Below are 14,744 nucleotides of genomic sequence, written 5' to 3' on the forward strand. Positions count from 1 at the left end.
GGAGGCGCAGCCGCAGAGGAGCAGAAGGGCGAGGGATGGTACAGCGCTTCTGTATTTCATGATGGCGAGCCTAAATCGGCAACGCCCTGACCCGCACGCGGAACTCAGCCACCGTAACCAGTGCTCCTACCTGCAGGTCAGCCTCGATTTCTGACAGCCTGCTCTGTAGAATCCGATTAATCCGCGCCGTTTCGGGATTTTCAAGCCGGAAGGTTACGACCGATGGTTTATCCCATGCCCTTTGTGCCATAAGGCCGCCAAAATCCAAGTCCATGGTAAGGATCACCATGTCGTGCTGGCGGGCATAGTCTACGGTTTCCATATCCTCAGCCCCGGCCATGCCCAGATCAGCCAGTCGAATGGCTTCATGCCCATGGCTCTTCAGGAAGTCAACCGTTTTGGGCGAGATGGGCATATCAGCCAGGAATTTCACGCTCGGTCTCAGCCCATGACTGGGTAGGTTTTTTCGGTGGTCACCCAGGCGGCGAACTCAAGGGCTTGCCGGATGTCTTCCTTCTCAAGTTCGGGGTAGTCTGAGATAATTTCATCGGGGGTCTTTCCGGCAGAGACCAGTTTCACGATTAGCGAAACGGGAATCCGCAGGCCCCGGATGCAGGGTTGGCCCTGAAAGACCTTGGGATCAACGGTAATGCGGTCCAGCTTCGGCACGTGTTTCCTCTTTCAGTTATTTCCCGCTGATTATTTCCTCGCTGTCAGCCCATAAATTAAACTTACTTAGTTTATCCGCAGATCGCTATTCAGAACTCTCCCCTATCACTTCGTGATGCCCCTTCCCTTTAAAGGGAGCAGGTGTCGCGGAATGACCTGGATTGGTTCACGGCAGCCCCTTCCCTTCGCCAAGCTCAGGGTAAACTCGACTCAGGGCAAGCCCGAGATATCAATAACCAGCAAGCTGGTGCTCTCCGCCGCATAGGCATAACTGTCAGCAATGAAAACGCTACGGACGACAGTGTACAGCGTATTGTAGGAACCAGCCAAAGCGGATGTGGCCGGATTGGAAACATTGATAATCTGGAGACCCTGGCCATAATCGGCCACATACGCGTAGTCACCGGAGACGAAGACATTAACGGCTTCACCTGGCGTGTCGCAGGATCCGGCTAAGGTGGGGCTGGCTGGGTTGGAAACATCAATAATTTGAAGGCCACCATAATCATAATCGGCCACATAAGCATAGCTGCCAGAGACAAAAACACCTATAGCATTGCCTGGCGTGTCGTAGTATCCGGCCAGTGTGGGGCTGGCCGGATTGGAAATATCGATAATCCGAAGGCCACTTTGCCCGTCCGCCACATAGGCATAGCTACCCGAGACAAATACGTCGAACCCACGGCCTGACCTGCTAGAGCCAGCCAGGGCGGGGGCGGCCGGATTGGAAATGTCTATGATCTCAAGACGGCCATAATCGGCTATATAGGCATAGTTGCCAGCGACAAAAACGCCATTGGAGTACCCGGGGGTGTCGTAGTATCCGGCCAGGGTGGGGCTGGCTGGATCAGTAATATCGATGATCCGAAGACCGGCCGCATAACTTGCCAAGTAGGCGTAGTTGCCAGCGATAAAAACCTCGAAGCCCATGTCTGGCAGGGGATAGGACCCGGCCAGGGTGGGGCTGGCCGGGTTGGAAATATCGATAATCTGAAGACTGCTATCGCGGGAAGCCACATAGGCATAGTCCCCGGCGATAAAGACATCCTCGGGTCTGTCAGGTGGTTCGTAGGAACCTATAAGAATGGTATTCCAATAGTGGGTCATTGTAAAGTCATTATTAGAAATATCAGAATAATAGGTGCTTTTGCTGGCTACCCTCACCCGGCAGGCCGTTTTAGTTTCGGACAGCGTAGGCAGGGCCCAGGTGTACGAACCACTATTTGGGGTTTTATCGGTGATGGAATTCCAGCTCCAGCTGGCACCTCCGTAGAGGGAATAGTCCAGGCTGACCGATGTGCCCACGTTTCCACTAATATCCCAGGTTACAGTTTGGGTGGATTGTGCCGGCCATATTTCTCCGCCGTTGGGTGAGGTGATCCTGAAACCGAGCGAAAGGATCATATCCCGCTCGGTGTCGCTCCAGTTCCCCGCCCGGTCATGAGCCACAACCTTCAGCGTCTGGGGTATGCCTCCCAGGTCTGTGAGGTCAAAGTTCCTGGCGAAAGGCTCTTTGGCAAAGATGTGGGCGGACTCATCGTCGAAGAAGATTTCCACCTTTTCAACCTGGCGATTGTCAGTCACCTTGAGCTCGATAGGCAGGGTGCCGAAGTAGGAAGCCCATTTCTCCGGTTTGATAATCTCGATCCTGGGTGGTTCAATATCGAAGAGGTAGTCACAGTTGAAGGGTGTGAGGAATACCAGAAGGATAATGAGCAGGCCTCTGGGCAGGAACTTCCCTGTTGTCACGCCATTGTTCCTACGTTATGTCACCAAGTTATAAAGATATGCAAAATTAAAGCTATTGGACTTGACAAAACTGCTGCAAGGATACATAAGATATTGATGGAAGTCAACTCCAATGATGATTATCGAGTGATCCGTCAGCCGACGGATTGGTCTCTGACTGCGCCTCGGCAAGCTCAGGGTAAACTCGGCTCAGGGCAAGCCCCTTCGGCGAGCTCAGGGCAGGCACTCATGCGGTCATTGCTGACGGCTGACTGGTAACGTAAGTTTCGCCCCTATGCACAAGGCACGCCGACAGGCTAGCTCCCGGGTGGCTGATTTTCTGGCCCATCCCCGCAGGGCGCTGTGGACACTCAGTCTGCCCATCCTGGGAGGGCAAGTGATCCACACGTTCTATTCCATCGTGGACATGATTTTCGTAGGTTGGGTGGGGCCGGATGCCGTGACCGCCCTGGCCTTCAATGTGCCGTTGGTATTTTTTGCCATGGGTATGACCATGGGACTCTCGTCGGGGGTAACGGCGGTGGTGGCCCAGGCCCTTGGTGGCCGGGATAAGGCCCGGGCGGACAACACCGCTGAGCATGCCGTGGTACTGGGACTGGCCATTGGTGCGCCGCTGGTCGTTATCGGTCTCACGTGGGGGCCGCAGCTGCTGTCTGTGCTGGGTGCCCGCGGAGATGTCTCCGTTCTGGCCTGGTCCTATTTCCAGGTGATCTGCTGGGGGATGATTTTTTCAACGCTGTCGGCCTTTTTCCGGGGAATTCTGGCCGGTGAGGGCGATACGCTGCGTCCCATGCTGATCATGGGCATGGGAATGGTGCTGAATATTATCCTCGACCCGGTATTCATTTTTGCATTCGGTCTGGGAGTGCGCGGGGCGGCGTACGCGACGGTGATCAGCCAGTTGATCGTCTTCAGCACCTTTGTTTACCTGATTTTCCTGCGCCGGTCCACTTTCGTTCAGTTCCGCCTGCGCTACTTCCAGTTCAAGACCGCCATCCTGGTGGCCATTTTCCAAATCGGCGTCCCGGCTTCCATTTCCTTTGTCTTTATGTCTATGGGACAGGGGATATATAATAAGATTCTCAGCAGCTTTTCGCAGTATGCCGTGGCTGCCTACCAGATCGCAGGCCGGGTGGAGATGATCTACTTCATGCCGGTTATTGCCATTGCTACCGGGGTTGTGACTTTGGCGGGTATGTTTTACGGTGCCGGTGAATATGGCCGGCTGCGCGAGATCGTCCGTTATGCTATCCAGTGGGCGGTGGTGATCGGGCTGGTGGCAGTGGTGTTGATTTACCCTTCCGCACCCGTCATTATGCAGATTTTCAAACCCAGCGATGAGATCCTGGCTTATGGTGTGAACTACCTGCGCATCATAGTGCTCATTTTTCCTTTCGTGCCCATCGGCGTTATCAGCGGCCGGGTGATGCAGGGGCTCGGGAAGGGACTGCCGTTCATGGTGCTTTCCTTTCTGCGGGTCATAGCCATCGGCACACCTCTGGCGGCGATATTCACCTATGTGTTCGAGAAGCCTATTGAATGGGTCTGGTTCGCAATGATCAGCGGCGGGCTGGTATCGATGGTGGTGGGCTTGATCTGGCTGGGTGCCAGCCTGCGCCAGGCCGAGCGCCGGCCCCGACCGGATAAGGTGCTTAAGGAAGCCCCTGAGCCGGCCTTGAAAGGCGCGGCTTAGCTCCCCTCAGTTCACCAGCTCCGGTACCATCATCCAGCGTAGCGACCAGGCACCAACCTCATCCCGCCGCAGGCAGACTACCCCACCCATCTGGAATTGCACCACGGTCCGCTCGTCATTTTGAATTAACAGGCGGGCGGCCAGTTTGCTCATATGCGGCAGGTGGCCGACCAGCATCAGGTCTTCATCGGTTTCGGCCAGGCGGCCGGCCCAGATGGCGGGGTCGTCCAGGGGGCTGAGACCGTCGGTGGCAGTGACACTGCCGGGGTGCAGGTGTTCGGCCAGGGTCTCGGCGGTCTGTTGGGCGCGGAGCTTGCCGCTGTGCAGGATGAGGCCAACCCGCACCGCACTATGCTCGGAGAGGAAGGCCGCCACCTTCCGGATGTCGGCCTGACCTTTATCGGAGAGGGGCCGCCCCGGGTCCTCCTCCTTGGGTCTGGCATCGGCGTGCTGGACGAGGTAGAGGTGCATGGATAGTTTCATGATAACAATTCGTGGTTACAATATAGGAATTCGATTCCCTAGCGCACGGTCTTTTAAGAATTATTTTTGCCTTCCCGTATGTTGCTGGTCGTGATGAAACATCGGCCAGGGGGAGTCGGTCAAATAGCCTGAGCCTGTTATGGCATAAAGTTTTTTATCCCAGGAACCGACATAGATGGTTCCATCCAGGCCTATGGTTGGCGAAGAATACACATGACGTCCAGTTAAAAACTCCCACTGCTTTGTCCCATCAGGATTTATGGCACGAATGCTGCCATTACCAGATGTATAATAAGAGCGAAAGCCAACATAGATTGTGCCATCTGAACCTATAGCCGGTGAAGATTGAGAAATATAACTACCAGTATAGAATCCCCACTTCTCCGTGCCATTAGGATTTATGGCATAAAGTATACCATGAAGAGAGCCAACATAGATTGTGCCATCTATACCTATAGCCGGTGAAGAGGACAATACCCTAACACCAGTAAAAAACTCCCATTTCTTTGTCCCATCAGGATTTATGGCATAAAGTATACCATCATTGGAGCCTATATAGACGGTTCCATCTGAACCTATGGCTGGTGAAGAGTAGACATAATCACCAGTCAAGAACTCCCACTTCTTGGTCCCATCGGGATTAACGGCATAAAGTTTATAATCAATAGAGCCGACGTAGATTGTACCATCGGAACCTACGGCTGGTGAAGAGCTAACGTTACCACCCGTCAAAAATTCCCACTTCTTGGTCCCATCGGGATTAACGGCATAAAGTTTATCATCAATAGAGCCGACGTAGATGGTTCCATCTGCGCCGATGGCTGGTGAAGAACTAACGTTACCACCCGTTAAAAACTCCCACTTCTTGGTCCCATCGGGATTAACGGCATAAAGTTTATCATCAAAAGAGCCAACATAGATTGTGCCATCAGAACCTATTGCCGGTGAAGACTCCACAGCGCCACCAGTTAAGAACTCCCATTTAGCATTAATTACAGCAACTGTATTCTCGTCATTTGCTGTCTGGTCAGCGGTGTCATAAACAATAACCTCAATTGTGTACGTACCATTGTCGTATTGTTTTGTATCCCATGAATAACTGTATGGTGAAGATGTATCAGTATATATAAGATTCTCATTAATATAAAACTCTACTTTGCTTATTGGGTTGGGAGCATCAACGTCAGTCGTAATATCGATATTACCTGAAACATCCGCGCCATCATAAGGGTATGTTATAGAAATTGATAGTTTATTATCTACTATAACTGTAAGCTGGTCATTAGCCGTATGGCCTGCCTTGTCATAGCCAACAACCTTGATTGTATAGGAACCGTTATCGTATTGATTTGTATCCCAGGAATAGCTGTAAGGTGTAGAAATGTCAGTATAAGTGAGGGAATCATCAATATAGAATTCCACTTTTTTTATGCCATTAATAGACATAATGTTAGTTTTAATATCAATTGTTCCTGAAACAATTGAATCAGCGGGAGGAGATGTGATATTTACTATTATTATTCCTTTATTCGCCTCCCAGGTACCCGTGGAGAATAGTGAGCCAGATCCCATTATGAGATTACCGCCACAAAAGAAAGAAAAACTTCCAGAGAATCCATCGTATTCTCCATGTGCTGTGCTATCCGACGAAAAAGCGCCGCTTAATACCGTGGAAACATCTCCGCCTGGATAACGGATTCTAGCAGCGAAGCTGTCCTTCTCAATTGCGGCAGTCATACTGGATAGAAAATCGGCTCTACACCAGGTGCCATATCCCGCCGACATACTTATGCGAGCGACAAGGCTGTCGATGACACCTGCTCCAGTGACACGAAAGGAGACTGGAAGATCTTGGCTTGTCATGCCCAACCAGAATCCGGCAAACCGGGTTGGATCATACTCATCAGTCGTGTCATCCTCATCAGCGGGGGGCTCAGTCAGATCACAGCCCACCATCAGGCAGAGATATAATAGAATTAAAAGGCCTGTCCTCAGGTAAATGGCTTTTTTTATGATACCCCCCTTTTTATACTGATTTGCGAAAAAGAATATCTTCAACCTATCGAATTTTACACCATGTGCCAAACAAGGCCCCTGGCACCTCATACAATAAATCTGCAATTATCTTTGTTAACGGGATGAGCTGATTCTTTATAATTCTATATTAAGCCCTATTCTATTTGCATGACCTTTCCTTTGCTGACAGCTCAAGGGCAATATGCTGCCAGCCTTATGCGTGCAGGAATCAATTGATTATATTTTTTTCGATATCACAGCAGATGATAGGCAATGATGTGAAGTGAAGCTAGGGCTATGTCCTTTGAAAATCAATGAATAAGGAATAATGGGGGAAAGTAGATACTGTATCAACCGCGCCCTTGAGCTGGGTGCTTTCCGTTATAAAGGTGGCACGTCCTCCCTGCTGCCAATTCCAGGTGTGGCACGTCTGCGTGCTGGACGAGGTAGAGGTTCACTTGCGATACACCTCCTTCCGGTGTCCCACTTTTACAATCAGGACTGTGTGCTGCTCATCATCCACCGCGTAGACGATCCGGTAGGGTCCCTGCCGCAGCCGGTAGCATTCCTGGCGTGCGAGTTTTTCGCATCCTTTCGGCCGGGGGTCTTCGGCTAACTCCCGGATTCGCTGCACAACCCTCCGGCGGACCCTTTTGCCATCAATCAGCTCGATTTCCTTGACGGCAGAGGGTTTTATAAGCAGCTCATATCCGGCCACTGCGCCTCAGGTCTTTCAGTACATCCTCGAAGCGCAGGTTCGGCTCGCCTGCGCGCTCATCAAATGCGGCCAGGTCCTCCAGTTCCTCGGCCAGGCTCAGCCGCAGCGCCTCATTCACCAGGTCCGAGATGGAGCGATCCGTTTCGGCGGCCTTGAGCCGCAGGGCTTTGTGGAGTCGGCTATCCAAGTAAATGGTTGTTCGTTTGACGTCAGTGCCCACCGCCCTTGAATATAACATTATGGCGTTATAATGTCAAGCATTATAACATCATGGTGTCATAGCAGAGGCTTCAGGCAACACCTCACTCCAGCGAGACCTCCGTCAGGGCGTATTCCTCAAAATAGTCGGAATAGCCCATTTTGTTGCCGTATTCATCCATCCATACTGAGCCGGTGAGGGTGATTTCCCGGTATACCAGCCCCTCGGGCGCGATGTAGTCAAACACGGTGATATCCTCATCCCACTGCTCGTCTTCGTCAAAGTCGTACAGCCATTGGATCTTGTAGCAGGAGAACTCACCGGCGGGGGCCTGAAAATCTTCCTCGGCCAGAACCTGCTTGTCAATGCGCCAGGGATTTTCGGCTTCTCGGAAGGTCCAGATCGCACCGACTTTCAGCGGATACTGCAACACTTTCACTGGCGGGTCCTCGAAATAGATGCTGTCATTCATGACGAAGCGAAGGGGGAGGGCCGCCTGGAGGTAAGCAGATAATTCCCGCACACTGCCGAAAGTCCTGCCCTTGAATAGGATTCTACCACTCGTTTGGGTCTTGGGAAGAACAAGTAGACCGCCCGGTTCATAGGCATAGAGGTAGAGGCCCTCATCGGTGTTGTTATAATAATCGACCCCGGAATGAGTATAGGGGCCGGCGTTTTCTTCCGAATAAAGAGCGTACGCCTTGTGGTCCTCCCGGAGGGTTACCTTGCCAGTGATGACGACCGAAACGTCAGAAGTATAGGTGGAGGTATCTGTGTAAACCGGCGTTTCCGTGCTGTCCTGGTAGAAGTAGAGGCTACATTGTCGGGTGTATTCCCAGGTATTACCGACGGCGAGGGGATAGATCTGGCCGGGGTTGTCGGTTTCCGGGTCGCAAGAAAGGCCCGCGAAGGCCACCAGGGCCAGGAGGGCGACGGGATAGAAATACCTTAACATAATGTTTCCATTCTCATTGGATTCACAGCACGCTTCCCAGGAAGAACAGGATGGCCACCGCTGTCTTCACGTAGGGGCAGAGTTTCATTGGTAGGAGGGCGGTACGTGCGCCGGTGAGCTGCGACAATAAGGCCATGACCACCAGCATGGCATTGACGACTGGACAGTAGCGAGTCAGGGAATTTGGGCAGAGTTCCATTCATATTTCATTCCCAGCAATCGAATGAGGTGCTGTCTGTCGTAAAGGCTATCGATTGATCTGAGGATTCTCGCACCCAGATTTTTAGATAAACTTCTGCATTGCATGGCGGTTCAAACGGGCGCGTGTTCATACTGATCTTCATCAACCTGACCGTATCCAACTCGCCCGGCTCCAGGTGGCCATCCCAGTCTGGAGTGTCCCAGAGGGTGGTCAACTGTATTTCTCCCAGCAATTCACCGGTGGAATCGATATAGACGGTCGCATTGGGTACGTACAGGCCGTCAAAGGTCTGATCGCAGCTGGTGTTCTGGATCTCCATATCGAGATGGCATCTAACAGGATCGGGGGGAATCACCGGCCCCAGATTAGCCCATATCGAGACACTCAGGAACCGTAACTCCAGATTCTCCAGGCTGGCTACCGGTGCTGATTCTTGCTCACATGCAATGCTGACAATAAATAGCAGCACAACCGGGACACAGAAGAGCTTAATCCGCTCTATCATAGCTAAGACCATTACTTACAGCATACTCCCCAGGAAGAACAGGATGGCCACCGTCGTTTTCACGTAGGGGCAGAGTTTCATGGGCAGGAGGGTGGTGCGCGCGCCGGTGAGCTGCGACAGGAGGGCCATGACCACCAGCATGGCGGCGGAGGTCTGGTAGACGATGATGGCGATGTGGTTCCGGGACCAGCCCAATAGGGTCACCAGGGATACCAGCAGGCCGATGAAGATGAAGGTCAGCCCCTCGGCGATCCACTCCATGGTGATGATACGAGTGTTGTCCGGGGAGAGGTCCCCGAAGCCGGCGACGATGTTTCCGGTCGGGACCAGGTGGGCTATTCCCCACACGATAATGACGGCGGAACCGATGTGGAGCAGGACGTCATTGAGCATGGCTATGTGTAACTCCTCCTATGGGTTGTAAATGGGGATGCGGCTTTATATAGTTACTGCTAGTATTTTCCTACGAGTTCGTCATTTTCAAAAAATGACACGGTAGTATAAGCTATTTCCTTTATTTGGATAATACATGGGACATTAGCGGTCCAGGTCATATTATACGCCACACAGTCGGCCTTATACTTGACTGCCAGCTTCTGTCCGTCCAGAATAACCTCATCCATCTCCATTTCCCAGTAGCTGCTCCCGTGCTTGATGATGGCGATGGCTATCTTTTCGTCAAAATCAACGGGCGTGATCCGGGTTGAGTCATAGGGTGGCGGCTTCGGAATGAAAATGCTGTCCCATTCTTCCCGATCTTCTATGATGAGATGGGTTGTGGGGGACGCGATAGGGGATTTGTCAGAAACATAATATCCTTCCACCTTTTCAAAAGCGACACTTTCTGGCGTTTCCTTCCGACCATTGATTGACAGGTCACAGGCAATGATGGCCGTCAGAAATACCGTCAGGAGGGCTAGAATTTCTGTTTGCCGCATGCTTCTCTGGTCTATGAGCATCAGATTCTTATCTAAGCTGATCCAGAGCCAGACCCGTTAGCTGCCCTGCTGCACAGCCTCCCGGTAGATCACTTCCCCGTAATAGACCACTTTGACGGTGTACTAGTCGCGCGGAATGTCAGTCCTTCGGCGATCCACTCCATGGTGATGATACGGGTGTTGTCCGGGGAGAGGTCCCCGAATCCGGCGACGATGTTTCTGGTCGGGACCAGGTGGGCTATTCCCCACACGATAATGATGGCGGAGCCGATGTGTAGCAGGATGTCGTTGAGCATGGCTATATGGGCCTCCTTTTTGGGGCAAATATACGGCTTTGGCCGGCGGTATCTTATTCCTGGGGCGTCCCGGCGGAGTCGAGATCGATGATCCAATCCGCGGCATTAATAGGTACACTCGAATTCTACGGGATCGGAAGTGTAGGCCTGTGAAGCCTCCCAACGGTAGTTGACGCGGAGCCTGACGGTCACGTCGGCATTGCAGGCCGGTATGGACAGGGGCTGATACACGTCGGCATTGGTCAGCCTGATCGTATCCCGTTCACCCGCCGCGAGCTGACCGTCCCATTCGGAGGTTATAGCGATGAGGCCCACGAATTCACCGGTGGAATCCAGTTCCACGGTGCAAGTGGGAATGGACAAGCCGGAGAAATGCTTATCGGTACTGGTGTTGAACAGCTCCAGGTCGATCCGGCAGTTGAAACGGCTGGTATCCATAGGTACTGTCGGCATCAGGTCCAGCCAGATGTAAACGTTCAGGAAGCGCACCTCCAGGTTCTGCAGGGTGGCGTAGTCGTCTCTCAGCACCCCGGCGGCCTTCAATGCCTTGTAGATGCGCGGATCGCTGCGCTGGTCTGGATAGGCATCCCTCCAGGGTTCGGCGATGAGTAATGTCCGGGGCGCTTCTGTCAAAGGCGGGAAGGTGATCGATGGGCATGGCGGCGGTATGGATGAAATAGGATTCCAGAAAGCACCCAGGTAAACGCGCTCCGCTTCCACCACAATGACGAAGGGGGCCCCCCGCAGATCGATATGCGAGGCGTACTCGCCCAGAATATCCTCCATCCGGTTGTAAGCGCTTGATGTGACAGTGAAGCTGTGATCGGGCCACTGGTAACTGGTTATCCCATCTATCGAAAGGATGGGCTTATCCTGCAACATGAGGTCGCCAAGGGATTGTTCCAGGGCATCGTAGGCGTTTAAGGTGTCTGATAAAAGCAGGTAGAACGCTAAATTGACATCTGTCTGGGGCTGGTCGCTTGAGAGATCCCGCTGCACCGCCTCCAGGTAGATCACTTCTCCGTAATAGACCACCTTGACTATGTACTCGTCTCGCGGAAGGTCGGTCACCTCGGCGTGGATGAGGTAGGGACAGATGCAGTCGCACAGGTGTTGGGCGGTGTCCACCACAGTAATGGCAATGGTATCCTCGGTGATGTTGGAGAACAGGTCGAACCGGTTCGTGTCCGGGCAGCAGTTGGATTCGACGAAGAAGTCCAGGACCAGGTCAGTTTCGAACTGGTAGCTGAAGCTGTCTATCAGAGCCGACTTCCCGAGCCATTGGGCTTGACAACCGTCCACCTCGTGAAGCAACACTTCACCTGACCACGGCTCCGGTTCTGTGGATTCCTCGCAAGCCGGTAAGGTAAGCAGAATGGCCGTCAGCAGGCTTGCGGTGAGTATATGTCTCATCATTCTGATTCCTTCTCCCCTGTTAATGGTTGCGCTGGACACTCTCCTGGTAGATCAGGGTGTCATAATAGGTATCTGCCGTGATGTGGACGTCGTAAAAGTCTCGGGGCAAATCGTTGAATTCTGCGTGAATTGTGTAGGGACAAATGCACCTGCAGATTTTGCTGGCGGTATCCAGTACCGTAATGGAAATAAGATCCTTGCTGATCTTACTTGAGAGGGTGAAGCGATTGGAATCCGGACAGCAGTTAGCTGACACACAGAAGTCCAGTATCAGATCCTCTTCGAACTGATAGCTGAAGCAGGATCCTCGAAAGCAGCTTTCTGCAATCTGCCTTGGCAACCCGGTACCTGATAGAGCTGGTATTCACCACCCCATGTCGCCGGTTTGGTAGATTCATCACAGTTCTGATAAAAGAGCAATAGTAAAAACAACAGGATCGAACTCCCTACTTCAAGTTTCATTGATTCTCTCCCAAACATAATGTGTCAGTTTAACCGCTGCACAAGCTCCAGGTATGTGAGGGTATCATAGTCGGTATCAGCGTATATATCAACCCAGTATTGGTCAAGAATTGGTTCGGAGAATTCGGCGTGGATGGTATAATTACAGAGGCACCAACATCCCCTGCCAGCCGTATCAAGCACCGTAATTGCGAGGGTATCATTTCTTATTTCAGCAAATAACACGAAGCGATTGGAATCCGGGCAGCAGTTTCCCCATACACAGAAGTCAAGGATTAGATCCTCTTCGAACTGGTAGTTGAAGCAGGAATCCTCGAAAGTTGATTTCTGCAAGTTGCCTTGGCAGCCTGGCACTTGGTAGAGCAAGAACTCTTCGCTTAAGGGCTCCGGTTCGATGGATTTCTCACACAAGATCACGGCAAGCAGTATGGTAACTGGAATAATGAGCAGTGATAGATGTTTCATACGTTGCACTACCTATACGATGCCAACTGCTCAATAATAATGGATGAAAGAGGAAAATTCAAGCGGATAAATCCCGGAGTACACATTACATGGCCTGAAGCTTAAAGGTAGAGCCGCGGTTCTGTCCCTCATGATGTGGGAGCGTCGCCCCTTGTCGGGCAGGAAACAGGCGGAATTCTCCTTTACTTGAAGTTAGAATACGCGCCAGACCTCCTTGGCGTGAATGATCTCACCGTCATCGGTCACGACGTGCACAACGTACATATCCTCGGGCATATCATAGAACTCGGTGTGGATAAGGTAGGAGCAGGTGCAAAAGCACAGGTCGGCGGCGGTGTCTGCGACGATGATCGTGATCGATTTGCCCATGATCTCATGCGCAAGTACGAAACGGTTCGAATCGGGACAGCAGTTGCCGGTCACGCGGAAGTCGAGCAGCAGGTCATCATCAAACTGGTACGAGAAGAGTGAGTCTCCGACAAAAGCTTTGCTGAGGCTTCCACTCTGACAGCCGTTGATCGGGGTCAGCTGGACCTGGCCATTCCATGGTTTCGACTCAGTGGAAGAATCGCAGGCCGGGAACACGCCGAAAAGCAACAATATAGGAAGAAGGGAAACAACGGTCGTCTTCATTTGGTCATTCTCCTTGAATTACACATCCTCAAGGTTGTCCGAAATGCCGCCAACCATAAGAGGGCAAACCATGTGCCATAGTGCTTCGGGAGGAAGCAACGTGCCGATGGGAATAGAGGGAGAAGTATCGAAGGGAGTAGTGCGAATCAACTCGCCAACGGCATTTGGATTGGTACCTTATACCGTCAGAAAGTTGAGAGTTCTATCAGAAAGCTGATGGTTTGCCTGAAAATCAGGTCGCCTCCACCCGCTTGCGGATGCCTTTAAGCATCTTGCGCTTGATGATAAAACGGACCGGTTCGCTGAAGACGCACCTATGACAGGTGCCAGGGTCGAAGGAGGAGCGGATTCGGTTTCTCTGGGAAGTCAGCGCTATGCAGCGCTTTTTTCCAGTAAGTGCTTGAGATTCGCCCCTTCCTCGGCCATGTGTTCGCGGAGGGCGGCGATTTGCCGCGGCAGCAGGCGGAAAAGCATCCAGTCCAGAAGCGGGCTCAGGATCGGGAAGCGGGTGCCGAAGCCCAGTTCAGCCGTAAACAGGATATGGTTCTCCTCTGGCTCAATATCGAATGAGCCCCTCAAGCCGGGTGCCACCCGGTAGTCGATATGCTGGTTCGGCTCAATGGCGGTCGTACGCAGCTTCATCTGGTGCAGGCGGCCGTGCAGGTACTCCTCGACGTGTACCACCGATCCTGCCTCCTGCATCCGGCCCTTGATGCAGCGGCAGCGAACGTGGTCCGGATGCCAGGCCAGGTAATGCTCATCCAGGTGCACCAGCCAGTCGAAGACCTGCTCGGGCGAGGCCTTGATTTCGACGGTGTCCCGTAATACGATCATGGTTAGTCGCTGTAATCAGGACCGGCGGTACCTAACGGTTTTCCAGTTCCGTGTAGCGCTGGATGTCGGCCAGCAGGCTGTCCGTCATCTCCTGGACCCGGTGCGTGTACTCTCTGAGAATCCGCATGGAATCCAGATACCAGCGGTATTTCTCTTTGAACTCTTTCGTCTCGGTATGATAAAACTCCTCGCTGCGCTTATCCAGGTTCGGCAGTACATATTGCTCGGTGAGTCGCCGGAAGCTGATGAATTCGTCATTGACCAGGTTCTTGAAGGAATAATAGCTGGAGAGCTGGAAGATCAGGTCGACGTCCAGGATCTCCAGGGCTCCGGACTGTACGGCTGCATCCCACACGCTTGACTGAGAGCCGATCGCCAGGTGCAGCCGCATGGGCTTGGGCATGTGCCCCCGCTCGTAATCGCTGAGAAAGGCGGTGATCAGGCTGTCGAGTACCGGTACACCCTGGCGGTAGGCCCGGGAGAGGACGCTGAACTCTTCCGCAAAGGCCGC

At 52.6% G+C, this 14,744-nt stretch carries 20 protein-coding genes; 1 reads left to right on the plus strand and 19 read right to left on the minus strand.

Annotated features, from left to right (window positions below):
* Window positions 1–70: 70 nt before the first annotated feature.
* The 3 genes from ACETWG_00525 to ACETWG_00535 all read right to left on the minus strand — a co-directional run bounded on the left by ACETWG_00525 (window position 71) and on the right by ACETWG_00535 (window position 2,418).
* Window positions 71–433, minus strand: coding sequence for a DUF5615 family PIN-like protein (locus ACETWG_00525; protein MFB0515072.1), 363 nt, complete (start codon window positions 431–433; stop codon window positions 71–73).
* 8 nt (window positions 434–441) lie between these two features.
* Window positions 442–669 carry a DUF433 domain-containing protein gene (locus tag ACETWG_00530; GenBank protein ID MFB0515073.1) on the minus strand — a complete coding sequence of 76 codons (228 nt, stop codon included), beginning with the start codon at window positions 667–669 and terminating at the stop codon, window positions 442–444.
* 210 nt (window positions 670–879) lie between these two features.
* Window positions 880–2,418 carry a hypothetical protein gene (locus ACETWG_00535; protein ID MFB0515074.1) on the minus strand — a complete coding sequence of 513 codons (1,539 nt, stop codon included), beginning with the start codon at window positions 2,416–2,418 and terminating at the stop codon, window positions 880–882.
* A gap of 274 nt (window positions 2,419–2,692) precedes the next feature.
* On the opposite strand from ACETWG_00535, the gene ACETWG_00540 reads away from it, so the two are divergent.
* Window positions 2,693–4,111 carry an MATE family efflux transporter gene (locus ACETWG_00540; protein ID MFB0515075.1) on the plus strand — a complete coding sequence of 473 codons (1,419 nt, stop codon included), beginning with the start codon at window positions 2,693–2,695 and terminating at the stop codon, window positions 4,109–4,111.
* Between the two features lie 6 nt (window positions 4,112–4,117).
* Here the strand turns inward: ACETWG_00540 and sixA are convergent, their stop codons facing one another.
* From sixA to ACETWG_00620, 16 genes are all read right to left on the minus strand, one after another.
* Window positions 4,118–4,594, minus strand: coding sequence for a phosphohistidine phosphatase SixA (gene sixA, locus ACETWG_00545; GenBank protein ID MFB0515076.1), 477 nt, complete (start codon window positions 4,592–4,594; stop codon window positions 4,118–4,120).
* A 60-nt stretch (window positions 4,595–4,654) separates the two neighbouring features.
* On the minus strand, window positions 4,655–6,679 hold the full coding sequence (locus ACETWG_00550) for a PQQ-binding-like beta-propeller repeat protein (protein ID MFB0515077.1): 2,025 nt from the start codon (window positions 6,677–6,679) through the stop codon (window positions 4,655–4,657).
* A gap of 385 nt (window positions 6,680–7,064) precedes the next feature.
* On the minus strand, window positions 7,065–7,328 hold the full coding sequence (locus ACETWG_00555) for a type II toxin-antitoxin system RelE/ParE family toxin (protein ID MFB0515078.1): 264 nt from the start codon (window positions 7,326–7,328) through the stop codon (window positions 7,065–7,067).
* On the minus strand, window positions 7,315–7,548 hold the full coding sequence (locus tag ACETWG_00560) for a ribbon-helix-helix protein, CopG family (protein ID MFB0515079.1): 234 nt from the start codon (window positions 7,546–7,548) through the stop codon (window positions 7,315–7,317). The genes ACETWG_00555 and ACETWG_00560 overlap by 14 nt, the downstream gene beginning before the upstream one ends.
* Window positions 7,549–7,630: 82 nt before the next feature.
* Window positions 7,631–8,482, minus strand: a complete 852-nt coding sequence (locus ACETWG_00565; protein ID MFB0515080.1) for a hypothetical protein — start codon at window positions 8,480–8,482, stop codon at window positions 7,631–7,633.
* Between the two features lie 22 nt (window positions 8,483–8,504).
* A complete protein-coding gene (locus ACETWG_00570; protein MFB0515081.1) occupies window positions 8,505–8,681 on the minus strand; it encodes a hypothetical protein in 177 nt (58 codons plus the stop codon).
* A gap of 7 nt (window positions 8,682–8,688) precedes the next feature.
* Window positions 8,689–9,189, minus strand: coding sequence for a hypothetical protein (locus ACETWG_00575; GenBank protein MFB0515082.1), 501 nt, complete (start codon window positions 9,187–9,189; stop codon window positions 8,689–8,691).
* A 15-nt stretch (window positions 9,190–9,204) separates the two neighbouring features.
* Complete coding sequence (locus ACETWG_00580) at window positions 9,205–9,582, minus strand: hypothetical protein (GenBank protein ID MFB0515083.1); 378 nt, start codon at window positions 9,580–9,582, stop codon at window positions 9,205–9,207.
* A gap of 59 nt (window positions 9,583–9,641) precedes the next feature.
* Complete coding sequence (locus ACETWG_00585; protein ID MFB0515084.1) at window positions 9,642–10,127, minus strand: hypothetical protein; 486 nt, start codon at window positions 10,125–10,127, stop codon at window positions 9,642–9,644.
* Window positions 10,128–10,216: 89 nt separating this feature from the next.
* A complete protein-coding gene (locus tag ACETWG_00590; protein MFB0515085.1) occupies window positions 10,217–10,423 on the minus strand; it encodes a hypothetical protein in 207 nt (68 codons plus the stop codon).
* Window positions 10,424–10,528: 105 nt separating this feature from the next.
* On the minus strand, window positions 10,529–11,839 hold the full coding sequence (locus tag ACETWG_00595; GenBank protein ID MFB0515086.1) for a hypothetical protein: 1,311 nt from the start codon (window positions 11,837–11,839) through the stop codon (window positions 10,529–10,531).
* A 19-nt stretch (window positions 11,840–11,858) separates the two neighbouring features.
* The gene (locus ACETWG_00600; GenBank protein MFB0515087.1) at window positions 11,859–12,095 is read right to left on the minus strand and encodes a hypothetical protein; all 237 of its coding nucleotides are present in this window, start codon (window positions 12,093–12,095) and stop codon (window positions 11,859–11,861) included.
* Between the two features lie 230 nt (window positions 12,096–12,325).
* Window positions 12,326–12,766 (minus strand): hypothetical protein, encoded by a 441-nt coding sequence (locus tag ACETWG_00605; GenBank protein ID MFB0515088.1) that lies wholly within the window; start codon window positions 12,764–12,766, stop codon window positions 12,326–12,328.
* Between the two features lie 192 nt (window positions 12,767–12,958).
* Entirely contained in the window at window positions 12,959–13,399 is a 441-nt protein-coding gene (locus tag ACETWG_00610) for a hypothetical protein (GenBank protein ID MFB0515089.1), read from the minus strand.
* 372 nt (window positions 13,400–13,771) lie between these two features.
* A complete protein-coding gene (locus tag ACETWG_00615; protein MFB0515090.1) occupies window positions 13,772–14,233 on the minus strand; it encodes an SRPBCC family protein in 462 nt (153 codons plus the stop codon).
* A 31-nt stretch (window positions 14,234–14,264) separates the two neighbouring features.
* The coding region (locus tag ACETWG_00620; protein ID MFB0515091.1) for a hypothetical protein at window positions 14,265–14,744 on the minus strand (480 nt) is incomplete at its 5' end.

The sequence above is a fragment of the Candidatus Neomarinimicrobiota bacterium genome (assembly GCA_041862535.1).
Lineage (GTDB): Bacteria > Fidelibacterota > Marinisomatia > SCGC-AAA003-L08 > TS1B11.